Raw genomic sequence first — 24,172 nt, forward strand, 5'->3', positions numbered from 1 at the left:
CCTGCCAGCGACACACCGAACTAAATAATTTCACTTGCCCCATGCGAATAATGGCGGCCGGCCTCAGGGTTTACCTGTGTGTGAGTAAAGAACTCAACTTCAGGTCTGCGCGCTATTCATGGAAGACAATAAAACGACTTTTCCATTATGGAACTTGCGTCCAATGTGGTGTATTTCCTGACCCAATGGACATATATAGCAAACGCGACCAACGGTATCTTAAGTGGTATTATGCCGCCGATTAGTTGCTTTCAATTAATGGCACAGTGACTCCAGTGATCGACGCAATTCCAAGTTGGCCGTCAACTGTCCATTACTGCCCCACCTTGAAAGCCATAACATAATCGACAGTATTTCCAGACAGAGATCCGCCCGCCACCGGTCGATCTACCCGCAGCGAACATCCATTGGCTCCATCCGTTATGTACGCCAGCCTCAAGTCACTCATCACATGGCCACCCTCGCGCGAAAATGCACGCCGGTTCACACTCATACTGTGTATCGCGGCAGCCCTCGGCAGCCTGCTGACCTATGGCTTCTCCGCACCTTTGTGCCTGGGCCTGTTGCTGCTAAACCTCGCCGCAACCGCCTGCGTGTGGGTGCAATATCGACTGTCACGCAAATCAATCAAATTCCAGCCGCAGGAACTCGCTGACCGTTTGCTGGAAGTTCAGGAAAACGAACGTCACCGGCTCAGTCGCGAACTGCACGACGATATCGGCCAGTTGCTCACCGCTGCCAAGCTGCAGAGCGAATGGCTCAAACGGCGGATGCCGGAAGAATTGCAGGAACAATGCACGGTACTTTGCGACACCCTCGAAGAAACTCTGAACAAAGTGCGTGACGTATCGGCCATTCTCAATCCGCGCCAATTGACCAGCCTGGGCCTCGAGGCCAGCCTGCGTGCGCATTTGCTCAAGACAATGACCAACTCCAACGTGCACTGGAGCCTTGATTGTCAGCAACGCCTGAACGGGATTCCGGAAGAAATGGCCGTTGCTGCCTTCCGGATCACCCAGGAAGCCGTTACCAATATTCTGCGTCACGCCCAGGCGAAAAATCTGCTGATTCGGGTACAACGGTTGCCGCAAGGCCTGACGTTACTGATCAGCGATGACGGCCTGGGATTCGCACCGGCAGTTGATCCGGGGCGAGAAGGACAGCGAGGCATGGCCGGGATGGCCGAACGGATCGAGCAATTGGGTGGCACCCTGAGCGTCAGCAGCGAGCCGGGCAAAGGCACTCGAATCGAAGCACTTTTCCCCTGGGCGCCCCGAGCTCTCGAGCGGGCCAGTACGAATAAGGTTATGCGTTGACTTGTAACTTACTTCTGGTGGATGACCACTCGCTGATCAGGGCCGGCGTGCGCGCTCTGGTGCTGGATATTCCCGGCTATGCGGTGATTGGCGAAGCCAATGACGGCTCGCAGTTGCTCGAAATGGTCGAGCAACTGAGTCCCGATATCGTGTTGCTGGATATCTCGATGAAAGAAACCGGCGGCCTCGAAGCCCTGCAAAGGCTCAAGCGCGTACGCCCGCAGAGCAAGGTGCTGATCCTGTCGATGCACACCGATCCGGCGCTGATCATGCAGGCGCTGGAATCCGGAGCTCACGGCTACCTGCTCAAGGACACCACGGCCACCGAGCTCGAACACGCGCTGGAAGCTTTGCGCAACAACGAGCGTTATTTGAGCCCGGCCATTGCCCACACCGTGATCAATCAGGCGCTGACGCGTAATCAGAAGTTGCAACCGGAAACCACCGATTCGCACAATCTGACCGCCCGCCAACTGGAAATATTGCGCCTGATTGTCCGTGGCAAATCCACCCGGGAAATCGCCAATGGTCTGGGTTTAAGCATCAAGACCGTCGAAACGCACCGCTCGCAGATCATGAAGCGCCTGCAGATCTACGATGTGGCGGGCCTGGTGCTGTTTGCCGTGCGCGAACAGATCATCAGTCTGGACGACTGACCCCGCCATGGCTGCCCAACAAGGGTGAATGCTCCGGCAAATGCACCCGCAACGCTGCTGGCCGCGCCTCGAACCGCAGGCTGTCACCTTCCAGCGGTTCGCCATCGAGATTGATGCACAGCCCTTCGGCGAGCTTGATCTCGACCCATGGCAAACGGGTCCGGACAAACATGTTGTCGATACCGAAACCATCGCTGAGCAGCGTCTTCAATGTGCCAACCAGTTCCTGTGGCGCCGGCAAGATACTGATATCCAGCAACCCATCGTCGACCAGCGCCTGTGGGCACAAAACATGCCCGCCCCCAGCCTGACGGCCGTTGCCGATACCCAGTGCCAGCAACTCGCCGCTCCAATGAAAGTCCGGCCCCTGCAGCTCACCGTAAGCGGCATGCAGCTCGCTGAAGCGCGACAGACCGGTAAACAGATAGGCCGCGCCGCCCAGAACCTTTTTCAAGTCCTCTGAGGTATTGGCGGTGACCTGACTGCCGAAACCACCGGTGGCCATGTTGAGGAAAATCTGCCCGCCAACTACACCCAGATCGATCTCCCGCGGCGGCACATCCAGCAGTTCAAGCGCCTCGGCCGGTTCCAGCGGAATTCCGGCGGCACGGGAAAAATCGTTGGCCGTGCCCAACGGCAACAGAACCAGACTGGCCTCACCCGGACGCGCCGCCAGGGCTTCGGCAATGTCACGTAATGTGCCGTCTCCACCTCCGGCAATGATTTTCCGGTAACCGTCAGCCAACGCCTGCTCGACCCAACGCTGGGCATCGCCCGCCTCCCAGGTCAGGCGCACCGCCAGTTCCCAGCCTTGTTGGCGCTTATTCTCGACCGCGCTGCGAACCGCCTCGTTCAGCGCTTGCTTGCCATGCAGGATCAACAGCGCCCGGCGTTCACTCATAACGTCACTCCCTGAATTGAATTCGTTGAAACATCTTGACCGCTGCGACAGGCAAAAAAGTCGCAATGATTTCAATTAATTCGCGCAACGGATGGCAGCGTCCTACACAGCGGTATTTTTTCATACAGAATTTGAGGAATCGGCTCAATTGACCCGCCTGAGCCATTGCCTCACCGTGTGCTGGCGACACCCCTCTTCAATTCAACAACACACGGATGTGCAAGTAATGAGTGGATACACCCCGAAGAGCTTTTACCGCTCGACAGATGACAAGCGTACCGTTGAAACCGCTGGCGAATTTTTCCATGCGCAGCCATGAAGCCAGAATTGCGGTGAGTCCGGTCGGCCCCCTCGACGACAGCCACACGGATAGCAAATCCGATTTCAGAAAAAGCGCCAGAGCCGCTGGAGAAATTGCAATGGAACCTCGTGTGACCGAGTTGGAAACCCACCTCAAATACATTCGGCGGGACATGGACGAGGTCCGCGGCGACGTCAGAACCATCAAACACCGCCTCGCCTATTCGGCAGGTGCAACGGCAGTTGTCCTGTGTTTGCTGGGCTGGGTCGCCAATAGCCGGTTTGACCAACTCGTGACCCTGATCAGCCATTGATCGGAGGAGAATTGGCAGGCGCCGGTTACAAGACCGACGCCTGCCCCTGCAAGACAGGGCTTAACCCAGAAGATCACTCAGCGGAATGAAGACCACCGCGTCCCCTTCACTTAAGGTGCGGCCTTCCAGCACTTCTACCAAACCATCGGCCCAAGCGGCACTGCGCAGCACGCCGGAGCTCTGGTTGCGATAAATAGTCGCCCGGCCCTGCTCGAGGCGACCTCTGAGGTACTCACGCCGGTTACCGGCCACCGGCCAGGCGAAGCCCGCCGGCACGCTGAACTTCAGCGGCGCGACATCCTGCACGCCCTGACGTCGCAACAGATACGGTCGAGTCAGCAGCGCAAAAGTCACCAGCGTCGAAGCCGGGTTACCCGGCAGGCCGATCACCGGGACGTTGCGGAAATGGCCGAACGTCAGGGGCTTGCCCGGTTTGATGGCGAGTTTCCAGAGGGCCAGTTCACCCTCCTCTCTCAAGGCGATGCCGAGGAAATCCGCTTCGCCCACGGACACCCCGCCCGTGGAAAGAATCAGATCAACGTCCTGCAACTCACCCAGACGGGCACGAGTGGCGGCCAGATCATCGGGAAGAATGCCGGCGTCGAACACTTCACAACCCAGGCGCTGCAACCAACTGCACAGGACGACCCGGTTGCTGTTGTATATCTGTCCCGGACCCAATGCCTGACCCGGCTCGACCAGTTCGTCGCCAGTGGAAATCACCGCAACACGGACCTTGCGCACAACCTTCAGCGTGGCGCAGCCCAGCGAGGCGCACAGCCCCAGCTCAATCGGCCCCAGCCGGGTACCCGCGGTAAGGATCAGCTCACCGACGGTTGTTTCCTGGCCTTGCGGGCGGATGTTCTGCCCGATGCTCATGGGTTCGATAAACCGCACCCGCTCATCGGCCTGAACCTCGGCGTTTTCCTGCATCTCAACGCAATCGGCGCCCGCTGGCACCGGCGCCCCGGTGAAGATCCGCGCGCAGGTGCCCGGTTTCAGAGGTTCGGGTGCCTGCCCGGCGAAGACTTTTTGGCTGACGGGCAGCGGTTCACCCGTCCAGTCGGCAAGGTGCAGCGCATAGCCATCCATGGCACTGTTGGGCCAGGGCGGCAGATCCAGCGTCGACACCAGATCTTCACTGAGCACGCGCCCCTCGGCCTGAGCCAGCGGCAAATGTTCATGCTCGACGATGGGCGAGGCTGCGGCTATTTCCAGCAGGCGCGCCAACGCCACCTCGACGGGCATCAAACTGCCGGTCTTGCCCGGCTTACCCACGGGATTCACAAGGCGCAGCCTGTTTCAAATGGGTGACGAAATTGCACGGGCGGTGGCGAGCGTCCAGTTGCTCACCCAGTATGCCGTCCCAACCGGTGCGCACCGCATTGGTCGAACCCGGCAGGCAGCACACCAGAGTGCCATTGGCCAAACCGGCCAACGCCCGCGACTGCACGGTCGAGGTGCCGATATCCGCCACGGAAATCTGGCGGAACAACTCACCAAACCCGTCGACCTGTTTGTCGAGCAGACAAGCCACCGCTTCCGGCGTACTGTCGCGCCCGGTGAAACCGGTGCCGCCGGTGATCAGCACAACCTGCACGACATCATCGGCAATCCAGTTGGCGACTTGCGCACGAATTTTGTAGAGGTCATCTTTGAGCAGCACCCGCTCCGCCAGATGGTGGCCGGCCGCTGTCAAGCGGTCGACGAAGACCTGGCCTGAAGTGTCGGTTTCCAGCGTTCGGGTATCGCTGACAGTCAGCACCGCTATATTGAGCGGCACGAAAGGTACATCAGCCTTGGCTTTCATAGGCTCGTCCAGTTGTAGGAGAAACAGCCCGGTGTTATATCACAGCGCCCCCATTTTCCGCCGCCCCGCCGGAGAGCTGCCATGACTTTGAATACTCAACTGCCGCCCTGTTCGATTCTGCTTCTGGCCGGTGGACGCGGCCAGCGCATGGGCGGTCAGGACAAGGGATTGGTCGAGTGGCAGGGCGAGCCGTTGATTGCACATTTGCAACGCAAGGTACGTCGACTGACTGACGACCTGATCATCTCCTGCAATCGCAATCGTGAGCGATATGCGCCATTCGCCGATCAATTGGTGGTCGATGACGAGGGCGGCTTTCCAGGGCCATTGGCCGGTATTCGTGCCGGCCTGAAAGCCGCGCGCCATACGCACTTGCTGGTCTTGCCCTGTGATGTGCCAAGAATTGACGCAGCCTTGCTGCAAGGCATGCGCGAAGCCGCCCATTCGAATCCTGAAAAACCTTTAATGTTGCGCCATGACGAACATTGGGAACCGTTGCTGTGCGTGATTCCAGTGGCTCTTCTAGCGGCCTTCGAAGAGGCCTGGAACGCCGGTGAACGCAGCCCCGGCCGGGTCATGCGCAGTCTCGGCGCCACTGCGCTGGAATGCCCGGACAATGACCCGCGACTGGCCAACCTGAACACCCCCGAACTGTTAAATTCGCACAACACTGTGTCAGACTGACACCATTCAAGGAACTCTCACGCCTTGTATACGTCTCAAGCTCAGTAACCAAAAGAATTCCCATTCGGAGACACACCCATGACTCAACGGACCCTCGCCACTTTCATGCTCGCACTGGGCCTGGCTACCCTCGCCGGTTGCTCGTCGCCTACAGTGATCACCTTGAATGACGGTCGCGAAATCCAGGCCGTCGACACCCCGAAATACGATGACGATTCGGGTTTCTACGAGTTCAAACAGCTGGACGGCAAAGAAACTCGCATCAACAAGGATCAGGTTCGTACCGTTAAAGAGCTGTAAGCTCTGGGTCGACACCGGATACAGAAAAGCCCGCATTCATGCGGGCTTTTTCATGGGCGTTCGAAAAGTGCGTGGGATGTCACCATTGCAGGGTGATGCGACTTTCGAATTCGCGCACCTCGCCTGTCACCGGGTCGATGAATCGCAACCCTTGCGCCAGCAGCTTCAACGGATTGGCGTAGTCATCTTCAACGTCTTTCAACACCTCCGGATAAAACGGATCGTTGCAGATGCTCGCTCCCAACGCGGTCATGTGCACACGCAGTTGATGCTTTTTGCCGGTCACCGGAAACAGGCCATAACGCCAGAGATCACCGTTCTTCTCGCGAACCTCCACCGCCGTTTCGGTATTGCTGACGCCCGGTCCTTCCTGCATGCGGAAAAACGGTTCGCCATCGACCAGGCGGCTTTTGTGCACCAGCGGAAAATTCAGCTGCAGCAATGCCGGGGCGATGGCTTCATAGCGCTTGTCGATCTGCCGCGTCGGGAACAATGACTGGTAGGCAGAGCGTGTTTGTGGGTTGGCCGAGAAGATCACCAGCCCCGCCGTGTGCCGGTCAATCCTGTGCAGCGGCACCAGATGAGGATTGTCCAGACGCCGGATCAAACGGCGCAGCAGTGTTTGCTCGACATATTCGCCCGCAGGCGTCACCGGCAGGAAATGCGGTTTGTCGGCGACCACCAGATGCTCATCGGCATACAGAATCGACTCCACCACAGGGATCGGCTTTTCGTCCGGCACTTCGCGAAAATAATGAATCCGCAGGCCTTCCTTGTAAGGCAAATCCACCGTGATCGGTTGCCCCTGACCATCCAGCACACGACCGCGCGCGATGCGGTCCAGCCATTGCTCGCGGCCAATGGCGCTGAAGTGCTCGCACAGACAATCGAGCACGGTCAGCCAGTGACCCGGTGGCAGATAAAGCGTGCTGGCCTGATTCTGCGCAGCAGAAAATGTAGATGCGGACATACGGAAATTCGAACCCTCGATGCAGGCCGGCATTATCCAACACAGAAGGCAACGAACCTAGCGCAGATTCCTCAGGCCGGTATCGACTTGAGCGCCGCCGCGTCCGTGAACTCCTTGAGCCAGCGCAGCACGTCCACCGCTTCCCAACGGCCCGGATCATACAAGGCGTACATCAGGCCCTGATAACCGACCACATCCAGTTGTTTGTGATAACCGGCGCGCTGGAACAACGCCTCGATCTCGGCGAAGCAGGTGTTGAAATGCAGCTTGTTGAAGGGCGTCTTGCCTTCCGTGACCAGCCCGTCCAGGCGCAATTCGAGGACGGCCTCGCGCACCACGTCAACCGACATGCGGTTCACGCTGTTCTTCAACTGTTCGACATTGACCACGGTTCGTCCCTCTGACTCAATTACTGTATGAACATACAGTAACCGAATAAACCGTAAAGTGCCAAGGGATCGATGTGCGTTGACGACCGGCGGGATGACTCGCGGGAAGGTGAATTAACGCAGGAATGCCACCACCTGATCGGCACTGAACGGCCAGTCCAGCTCCGCCCCGGTATCGACGCGGCGCAGCACCGGGATGCGCAAGCTGTAGGCCTCAAACCAGCTTTCGTCGTCGGCAATATCCACCAGTTCCACCAGTAGACCGTGTTCGACAAAAGGCATCAGCTCGGCTTCAGCCACTTCACACAAATGACACCCCAAGGTGCCGAACAACTGACATTCGGGAGGCATGGTCATTCCACCGACAATAAGTGCGCCTATTCTAGGCCGCCCCCGAAAACCCGTCGAGCCACCGCCGCTCAAAGGCTGTAGCGCTTCGACAGCCATTCACGCGCAAAACCCTGACGCAAATCAGTCCACATAAAAGCCAATCAGGCGATGCTCCCGCACTTTTTGCCTCTACGCTTGAGAGGCCAAAGTCCTGACATCGGAGTGTCTCGTGTTTGCCAATCTGTTGATCATCCTCGCCTCGTCCCTCGTGGTGATAGCCCTGTTCCGTCGCCTGCGGCTGCCACCGGTGCTGGGTTACCTGTGCGTGGGTTTACTGGTCGGGCCGAGTGCGTTCGACTGGGTCAACGAGAGTGAACATCTGCCCGACGTGGCTGAGCTTGGCGTGGTATTCCTGCTGTTTTCGCTGGGGCTGGAATTCTCCCTGTCGAAGATGGTTGCCCTGCGTCAGGTGGTGTTCCGCCTCGGCAGTCAGCAAGTCTTGATCAGCACCGCCGTGCTGGGACTGCTGCTGATGCTATTGGGCATGCCGATGACACCCGCGCTGTTGCTTGGCGCCGGACTGTCATTGTCATCCACGGCAATTGTCACCAAGGAGCTGGGCAGTCTGGGTGAGGTGTTCAGCAGTCATGGCCAGAACGCCGTTGGGGTTTTGCTGTTTCAGGACGTGGTCGCCGTCTTGTTGCTGACACTGGTGCCGGTGTTCGCTGGCAGTAGCGATCAGGCCTGGTATTGGGCGCTGCCGCTGACGCTGGCGAAAACCGTGGTGCTGTTTGTCGGCTTGCTGCTGGCCAGTCGCTGGTTGCTGCCGCGGCTGTTCCATGAAGTGGCGGCGTCGCGCTCGGCGGAATTGTTCGTGCTGTTGGCGCTAGTGATTGTGCTGCTCACCGCGTGGCTGACTCACCTGCTCGGTCTGTCCCCCGCCCTCGGCGCATTCCTCGCCGGCATGCTGCTGGGCGAAAGCCATTATCGCCATCAGATCGAGGCGGACATCCGCCCCTTCCGCGACATTCTGCTCGGGGTGTTTTTCGTCAGCATCGGCATGCTCATCGACCTGCAACTGTTCGTCAGTCACAGCCTTCTGATTGTCGGCCTGACCCTCGGTTTGATGGTAATCAAAGGCCTTGTCGTCAGCCTGCTGGTGAAGTGGCGCGGCAGCGATAGCGAAACCGCCTGGCGCAGTGGTCTGGCCTTGGCCCAGGGTGGCGAATTCTGCTTTGCACTGATGGCGCAGATGCAACAAAACAGCCTGCTGCCAGATCAGTTGGGCGCCCTGCTCCTGGCGGCGACCTTCTGCTCGATGCTGCTGACGCCGTTACTGCTGCGCGCCGCACCACGGATCGCCGCTGCTCTGCACCGCAAGCCCAATCAAGAGGCGCAGATCGAGGAAATCAGTGCGCTCAACGCCGACCTCGACAAGCACGTGGTGATTTGTGGCTACGGGCGGGTCGGTCAATCCATCGGCCGTTTCATGCGCAATGCGCAGCAGCCCTACATCGCACTGGACAACGACCCGGTGCGGGTTCAGGAAGCCGCCAGCGGCGAAAGTGACGTGCACTACGGCGACTCGGCACGCGGCGATCTGCTGACCGCCGTCGGCTTGCTGCGCGCCCGGTTACTGGTGATTGCCGTCGACCAGAGTGACGTCGCCCTGCGCATCCTCAAGGAGGCGCGCCGGCTCAATGCCCATGTGCCGATTCTGGTGCGCACCCGCGACGACAGCCAATGGGCGGAACTCAAGGCTGCCGGCGCCAGTGAAGTGGTGCCGGAGCTGTTGGAATCGAGCCTGATGCTCGCCTCGCACGCCTTGATCATGCTCGGCTTGCCCGCGCATCAGGTGCAGGAGCAAGTCGATCAGGTGCGCATCGACCGCTATCGTCTGCTGCACGGTTTTTACCCGGGGGCAGACGATGAGGAGACTTAATCCTGACTCACGGCGCCAATCTTGTGCAGCGACAGGTCGGCGCCGTAATACTCCTGTTCCTGGCTCAGGCGCAGACCATGCAGCGCCTTGATCGCACCGTAAACCACGAAGCCACCGAGCAGTGCCACAACGACACCCAGCGCGGTGCCGAGCAACTGGCTGATCAGGCTGACGCCGCCCAGGCCGCCGAGCGCAGTCTGTCCGAAGATGCCACAGGCGATGCCGCCCCACACCCCGCACAAACCGTGCAAGGGCCACACGCCCAGCACATCATCGATGCGCCATTTCACCTGCGCCGCGGTAAAGCACCAGACAAACAATGCCCCGGCAATTGCACCGGTCACCAACGCGCCAACCGGATGCATCAGATCGGAACCGGCGCAGATCGCCACCAGTCCGGCCAGCGGGCCGTTGTGCAGGAAGCCCGGGTCATTGCGCCCGACGATCAACGCCGCCACGGTACCGCCGACCATTGCCATCAACGAGTTGACCGCCACCAGCCCGCTGACACCTTGCAGGGTCTGTGCGCTCATCACGTTGAAGCCGAACCAGCCAACGATCAGGATCCACGAACCCAGCGCCAGAAACGGAATGCTCGACGGCGCGAACGCCACCAGACGTCCGTCGCGATAACGGCCATTGCGCGGACCGAGCAGCAACACCGCCGCCAGCGCCAGCCAGCCGCCCATGGCATGCACCACCACGGAACCGGCGAAATCATGGAACGCGGCGCCGAACTGCGTCGTCAGCCAAGCTTGCAGACCATAGTTGCCGTTCCAGATCATCCCTTCGAAAAACGGATAGATAAACGCGACGATCAGCGCCGTGGCGCACAACTGCGGAACGAAACGCGCGCGCTCGGCAATGCCGCCGGAAATGATCGCCGGGATCGCCGCGGCAAAGGTCAGCAGGAAGAAAAACTTCACCAGCCCATAGCCATGATCAGCGCTGAGTACCGCCGCCGGTTGCATGAACGTCACGCCGTAAGAGATCCAATAGCCTATAAAGAAATAGGCCAGGGTCGAGACGGCGAAATCACTGAGAATTTTCGACAGCGCGTTGACCTGGTTTTTCTGGCGCACGGTACCGACTTCCAGAAAAGCGAAACCGGCGTGCATCGCCAGTACCATCACCGCGCCGATCAGAATGAACAACGTATTGGAGCTGTGAACCAACGTGTCCACAGCGCTTTGCAGATTTTCCATGGATAGGCAGACCTGAAGGCGAAAAAGGCACCAAAGCGGTTCATGCGGGCAATTCATGCACCAAGTTGCGACCTGGCAGCCACGGAGGCTGAAGTCCGATGAACCGCTTTGGCGCACGAGGTCGATGTCCTGACACGAACCGGGATTATTTGAGTTAAGGTTTTGCGGCGTGCACGCCCGGCAACAGCGCACGACTGCCGGGCGACGCACCACGACACAGCAAAAGTTGTACCAGTCATTTGTACTGAACCTTCGCGCAAGGCTCATACTCGAACGCATCAGACGTCACTTACGGAGATCCAACCATGGCCAGCATCAAGGCAAAGACTGCTCAAGAAATCCTCATGAACGACTTCCAGACCCTGGTCGCCGATACCGAACGGTTGCTCGAGCACACCGCCACCCTGGCCGGCGATCAGGCGGATGAGCTGCGTGAGCAGATTCACGACAGCCTGCTGCGTGCCCGCGAGACCCTGAAGCTGACCGAAGACACCCTGCGCGAGCGCGGTCAGGCAGCGGTCACCGCCACTGAAGATTACGTCTCGGCGAACCCTTGGCAGGCAGTCGGTATCGCTGCCGGCGTCGGTTTCCTGATTGGCCTGCTGGCCACTCGGCGCTGATTATGTCGATCGGTGAATCAGGCCCGACTGCGGGCACCGCCTCCTCCACGCGGCGTTTGGGCGCCGCCGTTCTGGGACTGCTGCACAGCCATGTCGAATTGTTCGGCATCGAGTTGCAGGAGCAGAAATCACGCACCGTCAGCCTGTTGCTGTTCGCCGGCCTGGCCTTGGTCTTTGCCCTGTTATTGCTGGTGGGGTTATCGACCTTGGTCATGATCGTGTTCTGGGACACCTATCGCCTTGCCGCGATCATCGGCCTGTGCGTTTTCTATACCCTGGCCTCGATCTTCTGCGGGCTACGCCTCAAGGCAGCGATTTTCGATGAATCCTCGCCTTTCCACGGCACGCTCCAAGAGCTGGCCAACGATCGGGAGCGCCTGCTGCCATGAGCCTGCCTGAACTGCCACACAACAGCTCGCGTCGGGAAATGCGCAAGGCGCTGATTCGCCTGCGCATGGAAATGCATCGTCAGGAAATCCGGCATGAAGTCGGGCAAGTCCTGCAACCCTTGCAACGGGTGCGCGGCATGACGCAAAACCTGCATAACGGCTTGGGCATCAAACACGCGCCCTTGTGGGGCGTGGCGGCGGTCACGCTGCTGGGCTTTCTCACCGGCAAAGGCGCGAAAAGCGGCGGCGTCGGAGGTTTGACCCGGTTGATCCGTCTCGGCACCAGCCTCGGGCCCCTGGTCAAACTGGTGATGCAGAGCTCGACGAAACGCTGAACCGAAGCATCTGGCTACATTCTTGCAATAACGCCGGGATGAACCTCTGTATCCAGAGGTTCAATCCTGCGCGCCTACCCGGTCGGCGGGGTTCAACCAGAACAAGAACGACTAAGGAGGCTCCGTGATCGACGGGCAACCGCTCGCCTGCTTTCAGCCTTTCATCGATACCGCCACCGGACGCATAGCAGGCGTCGAAGCACTCGGTCGCCTGCGCCAGCATGACGGCCAGTTGACCTCGGTCGGGCCCTTGTTTGCCGACCCGCGAACGCCGGCGATCGCTCTGCGTCGCCTTGACCGGCAGATCCGCGACAACGCCCTGAGTCGCCTGCACGAAGCCCCGGCAGACTGGTTTCTCAGCCTGAACATGTCGCCGCGCTGGATCAGTCGTCTGCGCGCCGATCAGGCCCTGCCCAGCCTCAAGCAACTGGCGCGACATGGCGTCGATGCGCAGCGCATTGTTTTCGAAATCACCGAGTTGGGCGGCAACAGTCAGCGCCTGGCCGAGGTGGTCGCGCGTTATCGCGAGGCCGGCGCGAGGATTGCGATCGACGACTTTGGGGCCGGCTATTCGCAACTGGATCGCGTGCTGGCGCTGCAACCGGACATCCTCAAACTCGACATGCGTCTGTTCCAGGCGGCGGCATTGGGTGGCCCGAGCAGTGACGTGGTCAAGGCCCTCGCGCAGATGGCCGAGAAGACCGGTTGCTGGATCATTGCCGAAGGCGTCGAGACGGAAGCACAGCTGAATTTCGCCCTTGAATGCGGCTCGCGTTATGTACAAGGCTTTCTATTCGCTCGGGCGCAAGAAGCGTTCTTTGCCACCGATGCGTTTGTGCCGCGCTTCGCCGAACTGCGCCAGCGGTACGTTCAGCAGAAACTCGCCGAACGCGGTCGGTTGATGCAGATGCGCCAGCAACTGGCCGAATTGATGGCGATCCTGCAAAGCTGGGCCCAGGCCCATGCACCGCTCAGTGCCCTGCCACATCTGCCGGCCTTTCCCTGGCTGTTGCGGTTTTATCAATGCGATCGCCATGGCACGCAACTGACGCCGAATCTGGAGTGGCGCCACAATGCCTGGGTCGCCGATAACCGTTATCTGGGGCACAACTGGTCGTGGCGCCCCTACTTCTATCATCTGCTCGCCGAAGGTTGGGAGGAGCGGCGCCTGACCCTGTCCAACACCTACCGCGATGCCACCAGCAATCAGTATTGCCTGACCGCCGGGCAATTTTTCGATAACGGCGAGCGGTTGCTGCTGATCGATATAGATGCCGCGGGACTGTAGTTCCGCTTGCAGGCATCGGCATGAACCGGGAAGCTAGGGCAACAGTCACTTTGACGGAGAGAACCAGCCTTGGATTGGCAAACCCTGCTCAACCGCGAACGCCTCGGAAAGCCGCTGCACAGCCCGCAAGAGCTCGGTCGCAGCCCTTTTCACAAAGACCATGACCGCATCATTTTCTCCGGAGCCTTCCGCCGTCTCGGGCGCAAGACCCAAGTGCATCCGGTGACGAGCAACGACCATATCCACACGCGCCTGACCCATTCCCTGGAGGTCAGTTGCGTCGGCCGCTCATTGGGCATGCGCGTCGGCGAAACCCTGCGCAGTGCCTTGCCCGAGTGGTGCGACCCGAGCGATCTGGGGATGGTGGTGCAATCGGCCTGCCTGGCCCACGACATCGGCAATCCACCCTTCGGCCACTCCGGTGAAGACGCCATTCGCCACTGGTTTCAACAGGCCGCCGGGCGCGGCTGGCTCGATGGCATGAGCGAAGCCGAGCGCGGTGACTTCCTCAACTTCGAAGGCAACGCGCAGGGTTTCCGTGTACTCACACAGCTTGAGTACCATCAGTTCGACGGCGGCACACGCCTGACCTACGCCACCCTGGGCACCTATTTGAAGTACCCGTGGACTGCGCGTCACGCCGACTCCCTCGGCTACAAGAAACACAAGTTCGGCTGCTACCAGAGTGAGTTGCCGTTGCTGGAGCAGATCGCCAACAAGCTGGGCCTGCCGCAACTGGAAGACCAGCGCTGGGCGCGCCATCCGTTGGTTTATCTGATGGAAGCCGCCGACGACATCTGCTACGCGCTGATTGATCTGGAAGACGGTCTGGAGATGGAGTTGCTCGACTACGCCGAAGTCGAGTCGCTGCTGCTGGGACTGGTGGGCGACGATCTGCCGGAAACCTATCGGCAACTCGGTCCGCAGGATTCGCGTCGACGCAAACTGGCGATTCTGCGTGGCAAGGCCATCGAACATTTGACCAACGCGGCAGCGCGCGCTTTCGTCGAGCAGCAGGATGCCTTGCTCGCCGGCACGCTGCATGGCGATCTGGTCGAGCACATGCACGGTCCGGCTAAACGCTGCGTGTTGAACGCCAAGGACATTGCGCGCAAGAAGATTTTCCAGGACAAGCGCAAAACCCTGCACGAAATTGGCGCCTACACAACGCTGGAAATCCTCTTGAATGCGTTCTGCGGCGCTGCCCTTGAACAACACAACGGCCGTACGCCATCGTTCAAGAGTCGACGCATCCTCGACCTGCTGGGCAATAATGCACCGGACCCACACGGGTCATTGCACACGTCATTCCTGCGCATGATCGACTTCATCGCCGGCATGACTGACAGCTATGCCAGCGACATGGCCCTGGAAATGACCGGGCGCTCCAGTCACTGATCGATGCCTGTTCAACCGGCGCTGTCAGCCGGTTGAACACCTCCCGCGCAAGAAGCCACCTACGCCGGCCACGGTTATTTTTGCAACGGTTCAGGCCGTTGTTGAACTGCCTGAATTAAACAACTGATCAACGCAATTCCCCCACTTGTAAAAAGCATTGACAACCCATAGTTGCAAAACAACAAATGCAAACTATAAGCCCATACAAAAACTTGGTCTGCTTACGCCAGACCTTGTTTGTGCGTAGTCCCTTTCCTCATTAATTGTAGGAATAATCTGATAAGACGACTGAGGTCAAGTCAGCTCATGCGAGTGCTCATTCATCTGAGCTAAGGTGCGCGCTTTATTCGTGCTTGTATGGGATTTGATTATGAACTCCGTTTTTATTGTCGACGATCACCCGGTCATCCGCCTCGCCGTTCGAATGTTGCTGGAACATGAAGGTTACAAGGTCGTCGGCGAAACCGATAACGGGGTTGATGCCATGCAAATGGTCCGCGAATGCATGCCGGACTTGATCATTCTCGACATCAGCATTCCCAAGCTTGACGGCCTGGAAGTGCTGGCACGATTCAACGCCATGAGCTCCCCGCTGAAAACCCTGGTACTGACCGCGCAATGCCCGACTTTATTCGGCATCCGCTGCATGCAATCCGGCGCATCGGGTTACGTCTGTAAACAGGAAGAATTAAGCGAACTGGTCAGTGCAATCAAGGCTGTACTGTCCGGTTATAACTACTTTCCCAGCCAGGCACTGAACCCGGTTCGCAGTGACGACGTCCGTTATACCGAACTTGAACTGTTCAAAGCCGTGAATGATCGGGAGTTGATGGTGCTGCAATTATTTGCCCAGGGCAGGACCAATAAAGAAATAGCCAAGGGCATGTTTTTGAGCAACAAGACCGTCAGCACTTACAAAAAACGATTAATGCAAAAGCTCAAAGCCAAATCCCTTGTAGAACTTATCGAGATGGCCAAACGAAACGCACTTGTGTGAGAGCCCACATGCCCAGTCGTTTGCAGGACTATTTAATTGCCTTGAGCGCCGCTGTGTACTTGTGCGCCAGCGCGTTTGCCATGGCCGCCGCCTCACCGGATCTGGTCTTGCTCAGCCGCTCGGCCAGCGAATCGGTGCCGGTCACCTTCGAACTGCCTCAACGGCAATGGCTGCTTGAGCGCAGCGAACTCATCCTGGGCACCTCCGCCCCCGATTACCCGCCCTTTGACATGACCGTCAGCGGCAAGGATTACGAAGGCCTGACCGCCGACTATGCCGGGCTCCTCAGTCAGGCCACCGGTTTGCCGATCCGGGTCATGCGCTTCCCTTCGCGCGATGCGGCGATCCGTGCGCTGGTCGACGGTCAGATTGATCTGCTCGGTACGGCCAACGGCTTTGAAGCCGGCAACGCCAATCTCGCGCTGAGCGTACCGTATGCCAAAGACCAGCCAGTGCTGGTCACCCGCGAAGACGAAACCCGCTCGCTGACCGCAGGCCTGGCCGGGCTGCGACTGAGCATGGTCTATCACTATCTGCCCGTGCACGAAATCAAGGCGCTGTACCCAAAAGCGCTGATTACCTGCTACCCCTCCTACCAGAACGCGATCAACGCCGTTGCTTTCGATCAGGCCGACGTATTTCTCGGCGACACCCTCTCGACCCACTACATGATCAACAAGGGTTACCTCAATAACGTACGCATGGCCAATTTCGGCAAGCAGGAAACCCAAGGCTTCAGCTTCGCCGTGCGTCGCAACAATCCGCATCTGTTGGCCATCATCGACACCGTGCTCAGTGCCGTGCCGAGAAGCGAGCGCGACAACATCGCCAAACGCTGGAGTGCCGGCAGTGACCTGTTGCTCACCGACCAGAAGCTGCAATTGACCGAACGGGAAGAAACCTGGCTGAAACAGCACCCGGTCGTGAGCGTGGTGGTGAATGAAGCATTTGCGCCGCTGACGTTCTTCGACAGTGACGGCAACTTGCGAGGCATCAGTGCCGACTTGCTCGAACTCATCCGTTTGCGCACCGGCCTGCGTTTCGAGGTCCGCCGCAGCCGTAACGACGCGGAAATGATCCGGCAGATAGACAACCATCAAGCCGATCTGATTGCCGCACTGCTGCCGACTGCCGAGCGCGAACAAACGCTCAACTTCAGCCGCCCTTATCTGGAAAACTCCTATGTCCTGCTGACCCGCAAGAGCGCCGACGGCCCGACCAACCTCGGCCAGCTCAAAGGCAAGCAACTGGCGATCGCCCAGGGCAACCCGATGGTCGAGTACCTGCGCCGGGAATTTCCCCAGATCCACTTGATCGAAACCCCGGACACCTTCAGCGCCGTCTCGCTACTCGCCGAGAACCATGTCGACGGCGCCGTGAACTCGCTGGTGATCGCCAATTACTTCATTTCCTCGCGGATCTTTGACCAGCCGCTGCAGATCACCACGACCATCGGCACTGGCCAGGCCGCGTTCTCTCTGGCCACCGCCAGAGACAGCACGGAACTCGCGTCGATCATCAACAAAGCGTTACTGAGCATTGCTCCCGAAGAACTGGGCGTGATCAACGGTCGCTGGCGCGGTTACTCCGCCGCTTCGCAGAATATCTGGCGCAACTACCAGCGCCTGTTTTACCAGGTGATCAGCGCCGCTGGCCTGGTGCTTCTGTTACTACTGGTCTGGAACGCCTACATGCGCCACCAGATCAAACAACGTCAGGCCGCCGAGCGCGCCCTGAACGATCAGTTCGAGTTCATGCGCTCGCTGGTCAACGGCACACCGCACCCGATCTATGTCCGCGACCGCGAAGGTCTGCTGCAAAGCTGCAATGACAGCTACCTCGAGGCGTTCAACGCAAAGCGTGAGGACGTCATCGGCAAAAGCGTGATTGAAGGCACGCTGAGCAATGCTTTCGAGGCCCAGGCCTTTCAAGCCGATTACCGGCGCGTGGTGGCCGAAGGCACGCCGTTGATACTTGACCGTCCCCTGCATATCGGCAATCGGCGCCTGACGATCTATCACTGGATCCTCCCGTACCGTGACTCCAGCGGCGACGTACAAGGCATCATCGGTGGCTGGATCGATATCAGTGAGCGCCGTCAGTTGTTCGAGGAGTTGCGTGCAGCCAAGGAACAGGCCGATGAGGCCAACCGGGCGAAAAGCACGTTCCTGGCGACCATGAGCCACGAAATCCGTACGCCGATGAATGCAGTGATCGGCATGCTCGAACTGACGCTCAGGCGCATGGATCAACAGCATCCGGATCGCACCTCGATCGATACCGCCTACCACTCGGCCAAAGACCTGTTGGGTTTGATCGGCGACATTCTCGACATTGCCCGGATCGAATCCGGACGCCTCAGCCTGTGCCCCGAACGGGTCAATCTGGTCGACACCGTGGCATCGGTGACGAGAATTTTCGACGGCCTCGCCCGGCAGAAAAATCTCGCCCTGCAACTGATCGTCAATCCACCGGATCTGGCGGTCGATGTGCACCTCGACCCCCTGCGTTTCAAGCAGGTCCTGTCCAACCTGATCAGCAATGCGATCAAGTTCACTGAGCAAGGGCAGATCAGAATCACCCTGGACCTGATGCCGACGGAGGTGCCTGCACGTGCGTTGATACAATTGACCGTACAGGACAGCGGGGTCGGCATCAGCGCTGAAGATCAACAACGTTTGTTCGAGCCTTTTGCCCAGGCACAGAACAGCGGCCAGCAGGTGCGCAGCGGCGCCGGGCTGGGACTGGTGATCAGTCGCAACCTGTGCGAAATGATGGGCGGGCAACTGCAATTGAGCAGCCAGCCCGGGATCGGTACGCAGGTCTGCCTGTCCTTGCCGCTGGAAACCCTGCCGGCACAGGTCAGTACGCCGAGAAGTGTGCCGTCGGTGAAAACCTCGCTGACGCCGCTGAGCGTGCTGGTGGTGGACGATCACCCCGCCAATCGCCTGCTGATGTGTCAGCAACTGGAATTCCTCGGCCATCACTTCAGCATCGCCGAGAACGGCTGCGCGGGGCTGGAACTATGGAAAGCCGGGCACTTCGATCTGGTGATCGTCGACTGCAACATGCCCTTGATGAACGGCTATGAACTGACCCGCGCGATTCGCCAGCATGAACAGCACACGCGCAGCTCGCCCTGCACCGTGCTGGGTTTCACCGCCAATGCGCAACCCGAGGAAATCCTGCGCTGCAAGCAGGCCGGCATGAATGATTGCCTGTTCAAGCCGTTGAGTCTGAGCCTGCTCGGTCAGTGGGTCGATGGCATCACCCCGGCCGCACAATCACCGGCATTCAACCTGCAAAGCCTAAACGCGCTCTGCGGCGACAACCCGGCACAGACTCGGCGACTCTTGGTCGAGTTACTCAAAAGCAGTCGCCTTGACCGCGAGGAATTGCTCGCGCTGATGCCGCCCGTTGACCTCGGCGCACTGGCGATCGTCGCGCACAAGATCAAGGGCGCCGCGCGCATTGCCAAGGCATCGCGGGTGATCAAGTGTTGCGATGCCCTTGAGCAAGCCTGCGCGCAGCCCCTGGCAACAGACGAGATCGCCCGCCGTTGCGAAGCGAGCAGCCAGGCCATGATCGATCTGGAGCAGGCCTTGCGCCAGCAACTTGCCCTCGCGGATCGAAGCACAATGAGCTTGCCTTAACTATGCTTGGACGCTGAGCAGTGAGTTAAACATCATGGAGAGTCTGAAATGCCCAGCCCACTGCGCCCGGAACAACGCCGGTTCCCGCTGCACGTGCACATCAGCGTCATGTTCACCTTTCTCTTGTTGCTCACCGGCGTGGTGCTGGGACTGTTCAACTATCACCAGACCACGAAGATCATCCTGTCGAGCAGTGAAAAACTGTTCAACCGCATTGAGCAGGACGTTCGCCTGGACCTGCGCGCGACGTATCAGCCGATACGCCACCTGCTGAGCCTGCTGGCGGACAACCCGGCCACTCAGGCTTCGCACCTTGAACAACGCCTGCCATTGCTCAAACCTTTCGCGCAGTCACTGCGCGACAACCCCAACCTGGCCTCGCTGTATCTGGGCTACAGCAACGGCGATTTCTTCATGGTGCGGCCGCTGCGCGATGCGCCGCTGAAAACATTGCTCAAAGCCCCGGACGCAGCGAGCTATCAGGTCTGGAGCATCGAACACGATGCTGATGGCACGGCGCACTCGCAATCGCTGTTCTTCGATCAGGCCCTGAATGCTGTCGGTCGACTGGACAATCCCGACGACGTCTACGACCCGCGCACGCGCGCCTGGTTTACCGACGCGCGCCAGCAATCCGAACAAATCACCACCGAGCCCTACGTGTTTTTCTCCACTCACAATGTTGGTACCACGCTGGCCCGGCGTAGCGGTGAAAACGCAGTCATCGGCGCCGACCTGACGCTGGCCGCGCTGTCGGCAACCCTGGACAAACACCGGGTAACCCCGTCGACCGAAATCGCCTTGTTCGACGCCGATGGCAACGCGGTGGCCTACCCCGACAGCCGTCGTTTGATTGTCGACGACCAAACCGCGCGCCAGGCCCGGGTGGCAGACCTGAGCCCCGCCCTGCATGGCTTGCTCACCACCGACAACCTCGGCCGGCGTCTGCAGGCCGATGGCCGGCAATGGATCGTCGCGCGCAGCAGCATGCAGGAAGGCGGGCCGAAAGGTCTGCAATTGGCCCTGCTGGTGCCCGAAGACGAATTATTGGTCGATGCCTATCGCATGCGCTGGCAAGGCGCGCTGGTCACCCTCGCCACCTTGCTGCTGTGTCTGCCACTGGGCTGGCTGATCTCGCGAATTCTGGTCAAACCCCTGCATGCGCTGGTCAAGGAAGCCGACGCGATCCGCAGTTTCGATTTCAACTTCCCGCTCAGTCGACGCTCGCCGGTGCTTGAAGTCGACCAGTTGAGCGTGTCGATGGCGCAGATGAAAAACACCCTTGCCAGCTTCTTCCGGATTACCGACAGCCTGAGTGCCGAAACCCGTTTCGCGCCGCTGCTGCAACGGGTGCTGTTCGAAACCGTGGAAATCGCCCAGGCGCAGGCCGGGCTGATTTATCTGCGCGACAACGATGACAGTCGCATGGCGCCTTACGGACTGGTGGTCAATGGCACGCCGCAGGCGCTGGAGACGTTCGACATCCAGGGCCATGACCTGCAGAACAACAACGGCCCGGCGTGGTTCAAGCAACTGATCAGCGCCGACAGCATGGTCAGCGATCTAGGTTTCGAGCAGGCCGGGGATCTGCAAAAAGTCCTGCTGGCGATGGCCTCGCCACGGATCCATCTGATCGGGATCCGTCTGCACAACCGCCACAATGAAACCATCGGCCTGCTGATTCTGCTGGTCAACGACAGTGGCACGGCGGCGGACCTGGAAAAACTGCGGCCCGACCGCATCGCTTTTCTGCAAGCCGTGTCGGGCGCCGCCGCGGTGAGTATCGAAAGCCAGCGTTTGCAAGCCAGGCAAAAACAGTTGCTGGATGCCTTCATTCAATTGCTCGCCGGGGCCATCGACGCCAAGAGCCCGTACACTGGCGGGCATTGCCAGCGCGTGCCCGAGCTGACGCTGATGCTCGCCCAAGCTGCCGCGGCCAGTCAGGCGCCGGCGTTCAGTGCCTACCAGCCCACCGAGGACGAGTGGGAAGCGCTGCACATTGCCGCCTGGCTGCACGATTGCGGCAAGGTCACGACGCCGGAATACGTGGTCGATAAAGCCACCAAACTGGAAACCATCAACGACCGCATTCACGAAATCCGCACCCGCTTCGAAGTGCTCAAACGCGATGCCTGGATCAGCTACTGGCAGGCGCTGGCGCGGGGCGGTGACGAGGTGGCTCTGGCCAGTTTGCGCGACGCCACGCTCGGCGCTCTGGACGACGATTTTGCGTTTGTCGCACGCTGCAATCTGGGTGGCGAGGCGATGGCCGAAGCCGATCTGCAACGCCTTGCTGCCCTCGCCCAACGGACATGGCTGCGCACGCTGGATGATCGCCTGGGCGTGTCATGGGAAGAAAACAAACGTCAGGCACGAACCCCGGCACCGACCTTGCCGGTCAGCGAAAAACTGCTGGTCGACAAACCCGAACACTTGCTCGAACGAGACCGCAACGAGTTGATTCCCGAAGACAACCCGTGGGGTTTCAAACTGGATGTACCGCGCTACAAATACAATCGCGGCGAACTCTACAACCTGAGCATCACCCGTGGCACGCTGACCCGTGAGGAGCGCTACATCATCAACCATCACATGGTGCAGACCATCATGATGCTCAGTCACCTGCCCTTCCCCGGGCATCTGCACAGCATTGCGGAAATCGCCGGCGGCCATCACGAGAAAATGGACGGCACCGGTTACCCGAAACGTCTGAAACGCGAAGAAATGAGCCTGCCGGCACGGATGATGGCAATTGCCGACATTTTTGAAGCGCTGACCGCGGCCGACCGGCCCTACAAGAAGGCCAAGACCCTCAGTGAAGCGCTGGGGATCATGGCCACCATGTGTCGTGAAGCGCACATCGATGCGCAACTGTTCGGACTGTTCATCAACGATGGCGTGTACCTGCAGTACGCCACGCGTTTTCTCGATCCGCAGCAGATTGACGCGGTGGATCCGGCCAGCCTGTTGCACAAGGCTGGCCTTGGCGAGTAATCAGCAGTCGGTCAGGCGCAGGAAGATCGCCGCCAGTTGCTCGATACCGGCCTGGTCGGCGGCACCAAAACGCGCAAGTTTCGGGCTGTCGAGGTCCAGCACACCGATCAGACGACCGTCCTTGACCAACGGCACTACCAACTCACTGTTCGACGCACTGTCGCAGGCAATATGGCCGGGAAAAGCGTGAACGTCTTCGACGCGCTGGGTTTGCAGAGTGGCCGCTGCCGCGCCACACACACCGCGACCGAATGGAATGCGCACGCAAGCGATCTGCCCCTGAAACGGGCCGAGCACCAACTCTTCATTGCGATTGAGGTAGAAACCCGCCCAGTTCAGGTCATCGAGCTGGTTGAACAGGAACGCCGAAAACTGCGCAGCGTTGGCGATGAAATCGCGCTCGTCCGCCAGCAGCGATTCCAGTTGCGCGGCCAACATGCCATAGCCTTCGAGGCCCTGGCCGCTTTGTTGCAAATCAATCATGCCTTGTGCTCCAACAATTTCAGTCCCACCCAGTAACGGGCGAATTGGTACGCGCAACGTCCGTTGCGATTGCCGCGGCCGGTGGCCCAGCGCACGGCGAGGATGTCCAGCGCTTCGTCGCGCTGCCAGCTCAGCCCGGCCTTGGCGGCCAACTGGCCAATCCAGTGCTCGACGACGTTGAGGAAGTGTTCTTGGGTAAACGGGTAAAACGACAGCCACAGGCCGAAACGATCCGACAGCGCGATTTTGTCTTCAACGGCTTCGCTGGGGTGCAGTTCGCCGTCGACGCGTTTCCAGTTTTCGTTGTCGCTTTCCTTTTCCGGCACCAGGTGACGGCGGTTCGAAGTGGCATACAACAGAACATTGTCCGGCGCCTGCTCGAGCGAGCCGTCGAGGACACTTTTCAGCACGCGGTAATCGCCTTCACCGGATTCGAACGACAAGTCATCGCAGAACAGCACGAAGCGCTGCGGCAACTTGGCGATCTGCTCGACCACGCGCGGCAGGTCGGCCAGATGATCACGCTCGATTTCGATCAGTCGCAGGCCTGCGCCAGCGTGCTCGGCGAGCAGTGCGCGGACCAGCGACGATTTACCGGTGCCGCGCGAGCCCCACAGCAACGCATGGTTGGCGGGCATGCCGTCGAGAAACTGCTGCGTGTTACGGCCCAGTTGCTCCAACTGGCGATCAACCCCGATCAGGTCGCTAAGACGCATGTCGAGGCTGACTTCCAGCGGCAACAGGTAGCCGCTGCGCCCGTCACGTTGCCAGCGCGCGGCCAGGCAGGTGTTCCAGTCAATAACGGGACGCGGTGCCGGCAACAGCGGTTCGATCCGCGCCAGAACCGACTCGGCGCGTTCAAGAAAAGCATTCAATCGGGAATCCACGTCTTCTCCTC

The 24,172-nt window shown here is 59.6% G+C and carries 23 protein-coding genes; 14 read left to right on the forward strand and 9 right to left on the reverse strand.

Annotated elements, in window-relative coordinates; all coding sequences use genetic code 11:
- Window positions 1-422: 422 nt before the first annotated feature.
- On the forward strand, window positions 423-1,316 hold the full coding sequence (locus A8O26_RS24125; protein WP_064120221.1) for a sensor histidine kinase: 894 nt from the start codon (window positions 423-425) through the stop codon (window positions 1,314-1,316).
- Window positions 1,313-1,972, forward strand: coding sequence for a response regulator (locus tag A8O26_RS24130; protein ID WP_064120222.1), 660 nt, complete (start codon window positions 1,313-1,315; stop codon window positions 1,970-1,972). The genes A8O26_RS24125 and A8O26_RS24130 overlap by 4 nt, the downstream gene beginning before the upstream one ends.
- On the opposite strand, the gene yegS is transcribed toward A8O26_RS24130, so the two are convergent.
- Window positions 1,956-2,873, reverse strand: coding sequence for a lipid kinase YegS (yegS, locus tag A8O26_RS24135; RefSeq protein ID WP_064120223.1), 918 nt, complete (start codon window positions 2,871-2,873; stop codon window positions 1,956-1,958). The two genes, A8O26_RS24130 and yegS, sit on opposite strands and share 17 nt — an antisense overlap.
- Before the next feature lie 305 nt (window positions 2,874-3,178).
- Here yegS and A8O26_RS30000 point away from each other — a divergent pair, with 305 nt between their 5' ends.
- Complete coding sequence (locus A8O26_RS30000) at window positions 3,179-3,487, forward strand: hypothetical protein (protein WP_172828203.1); 309 nt, start codon at window positions 3,179-3,181, stop codon at window positions 3,485-3,487.
- A gap of 60 nt (window positions 3,488-3,547) precedes the next feature.
- Here A8O26_RS30000 and A8O26_RS24145 read toward each other — a convergent pair whose 3' ends face one another.
- Entirely contained in the window at window positions 3,548-4,774 is a 1,227-nt protein-coding gene (locus A8O26_RS24145) for a molybdopterin molybdotransferase MoeA (protein WP_064120225.1), read from the reverse strand.
- Window positions 4,758-5,297: a molybdenum cofactor biosynthesis protein B gene (gene moaB, locus A8O26_RS24150; protein WP_064120226.1), complete on the reverse strand. Its 540-nt coding sequence runs from the start codon at window positions 5,295-5,297 to the stop codon at window positions 4,758-4,760. Before moaB ends, A8O26_RS24145 begins: the two co-directional genes overlap by 17 nt.
- An 81-nt stretch (window positions 5,298-5,378) precedes the next feature.
- On the opposite strand from moaB, the gene mobA reads away from it, so the two are divergent.
- Together mobA and A8O26_RS24160 are read left to right on the forward strand one after the other, a co-directional pair.
- A complete protein-coding gene (mobA, locus tag A8O26_RS24155; protein WP_064120227.1) occupies window positions 5,379-5,981 on the forward strand; it encodes a molybdenum cofactor guanylyltransferase MobA in 603 nt (200 codons plus the stop codon).
- A 78-nt stretch (window positions 5,982-6,059) separates the two neighbouring features.
- Complete coding sequence (locus tag A8O26_RS24160; RefSeq protein WP_007908660.1) at window positions 6,060-6,281, forward strand: YgdI/YgdR family lipoprotein; 222 nt, start codon at window positions 6,060-6,062, stop codon at window positions 6,279-6,281.
- A gap of 79 nt (window positions 6,282-6,360) precedes the next feature.
- Here the strand turns inward: A8O26_RS24160 and A8O26_RS24165 are convergent, their stop codons facing one another.
- The 3 genes from A8O26_RS24165 to A8O26_RS24175 all read right to left on the reverse strand — a co-directional run bounded on the left by A8O26_RS24165 (window position 6,361) and on the right by A8O26_RS24175 (window position 7,991).
- The gene (locus tag A8O26_RS24165; protein ID WP_064120402.1) at window positions 6,361-7,251 is read right to left on the reverse strand and encodes a pseudouridine synthase; all 891 of its coding nucleotides are present in this window, start codon (window positions 7,249-7,251) and stop codon (window positions 6,361-6,363) included.
- 71 nt (window positions 7,252-7,322) lie between these two features.
- Window positions 7,323-7,640, reverse strand: coding sequence for a transcriptional regulator (locus tag A8O26_RS24170; RefSeq protein WP_042560239.1), 318 nt, complete (start codon window positions 7,638-7,640; stop codon window positions 7,323-7,325).
- A 114-nt stretch (window positions 7,641-7,754) separates the two neighbouring features.
- Entirely contained in the window at window positions 7,755-7,991 is a 237-nt protein-coding gene (locus tag A8O26_RS24175) for a glutaredoxin family protein (protein WP_064120228.1), read from the reverse strand.
- 208 nt (window positions 7,992-8,199) lie between these two features.
- Here A8O26_RS24175 and A8O26_RS24180 point away from each other — a divergent pair, with 208 nt between their 5' ends.
- Window positions 8,200-9,912 (forward strand): cation:proton antiporter, encoded by a 1,713-nt coding sequence (locus A8O26_RS24180; RefSeq protein WP_064120229.1) that lies wholly within the window; start codon window positions 8,200-8,202, stop codon window positions 9,910-9,912.
- Here A8O26_RS24180 and A8O26_RS24185 read toward each other — a convergent pair.
- Window positions 9,909-11,117, reverse strand: coding sequence for an ammonium transporter (locus A8O26_RS24185; protein ID WP_064120230.1), 1,209 nt, complete (start codon window positions 11,115-11,117; stop codon window positions 9,909-9,911). The two genes, A8O26_RS24180 and A8O26_RS24185, sit on opposite strands and share 4 nt — an antisense overlap.
- A 305-nt stretch (window positions 11,118-11,422) precedes the next feature.
- Between A8O26_RS24185 and A8O26_RS24190 the strand changes: the two genes are divergently transcribed.
- From A8O26_RS24190 to A8O26_RS24225, 8 genes are all read left to right on the forward strand, one after another.
- A complete protein-coding gene (locus tag A8O26_RS24190; RefSeq protein WP_016985473.1) occupies window positions 11,423-11,737 on the forward strand; it encodes a DUF883 family protein in 315 nt (104 codons plus the stop codon).
- Between the two features lie 2 nt (window positions 11,738-11,739).
- Window positions 11,740-12,126, forward strand: a complete 387-nt coding sequence (locus tag A8O26_RS24195) for a phage holin family protein (RefSeq protein WP_064120231.1) — start codon at window positions 11,740-11,742, stop codon at window positions 12,124-12,126.
- Entirely contained in the window at window positions 12,123-12,461 is a 339-nt protein-coding gene (locus tag A8O26_RS24200; RefSeq protein ID WP_064120232.1) for a hypothetical protein, read from the forward strand. Before A8O26_RS24195 ends, A8O26_RS24200 begins: the two co-directional genes overlap by 4 nt.
- Window positions 12,462-12,585: 124 nt before the next feature.
- The gene (locus tag A8O26_RS24205; RefSeq protein WP_064120233.1) at window positions 12,586-13,749 is read left to right on the forward strand and encodes an EAL domain-containing protein; all 1,164 of its coding nucleotides are present in this window, start codon (window positions 12,586-12,588) and stop codon (window positions 13,747-13,749) included.
- 69 nt (window positions 13,750-13,818) lie between these two features.
- On the forward strand, window positions 13,819-15,147 hold the full coding sequence (locus A8O26_RS24210) for a deoxyguanosinetriphosphate triphosphohydrolase (protein WP_064120234.1): 1,329 nt from the start codon (window positions 13,819-13,821) through the stop codon (window positions 15,145-15,147).
- A gap of 370 nt (window positions 15,148-15,517) precedes the next feature.
- Window positions 15,518-16,144 (forward strand): response regulator transcription factor, encoded by a 627-nt coding sequence (locus A8O26_RS24215; protein ID WP_064120235.1) that lies wholly within the window; start codon window positions 15,518-15,520, stop codon window positions 16,142-16,144.
- Between the two features lie 8 nt (window positions 16,145-16,152).
- Window positions 16,153-19,797, forward strand: a complete 3,645-nt coding sequence (locus A8O26_RS24220) for a transporter substrate-binding domain-containing protein (protein ID WP_064120236.1) — start codon at window positions 16,153-16,155, stop codon at window positions 19,795-19,797.
- A 48-nt stretch (window positions 19,798-19,845) separates the two neighbouring features.
- Window positions 19,846-22,791, forward strand: coding sequence for an HD domain-containing phosphohydrolase (locus A8O26_RS24225; protein ID WP_064120237.1), 2,946 nt, complete (start codon window positions 19,846-19,848; stop codon window positions 22,789-22,791).
- Here the strand turns inward: A8O26_RS24225 and A8O26_RS24230 are convergent, their stop codons facing one another.
- The gene (locus A8O26_RS24230) at window positions 22,792-23,274 is read right to left on the reverse strand and encodes a GAF domain-containing protein (RefSeq protein WP_064120238.1); all 483 of its coding nucleotides are present in this window, start codon (window positions 23,272-23,274) and stop codon (window positions 22,792-22,794) included. It abuts the gene before it with no gap.
- Window positions 23,271-24,161 (reverse strand): ATP-binding protein, encoded by an 891-nt coding sequence (locus A8O26_RS24235; protein WP_064120239.1) that lies wholly within the window; start codon window positions 24,159-24,161, stop codon window positions 23,271-23,273. Before A8O26_RS24235 ends, A8O26_RS24230 begins: the two co-directional genes overlap by 4 nt.
- Between the last annotated feature and the right edge of the window lie 11 nt (window positions 24,162-24,172).

The sequence above is a fragment of the Pseudomonas fluorescens genome (assembly GCF_001648775.1).
Lineage (GTDB): Bacteria > Pseudomonadota > Gammaproteobacteria > Pseudomonadales > Pseudomonadaceae > Aquipseudomonas > Aquipseudomonas fluorescens_M.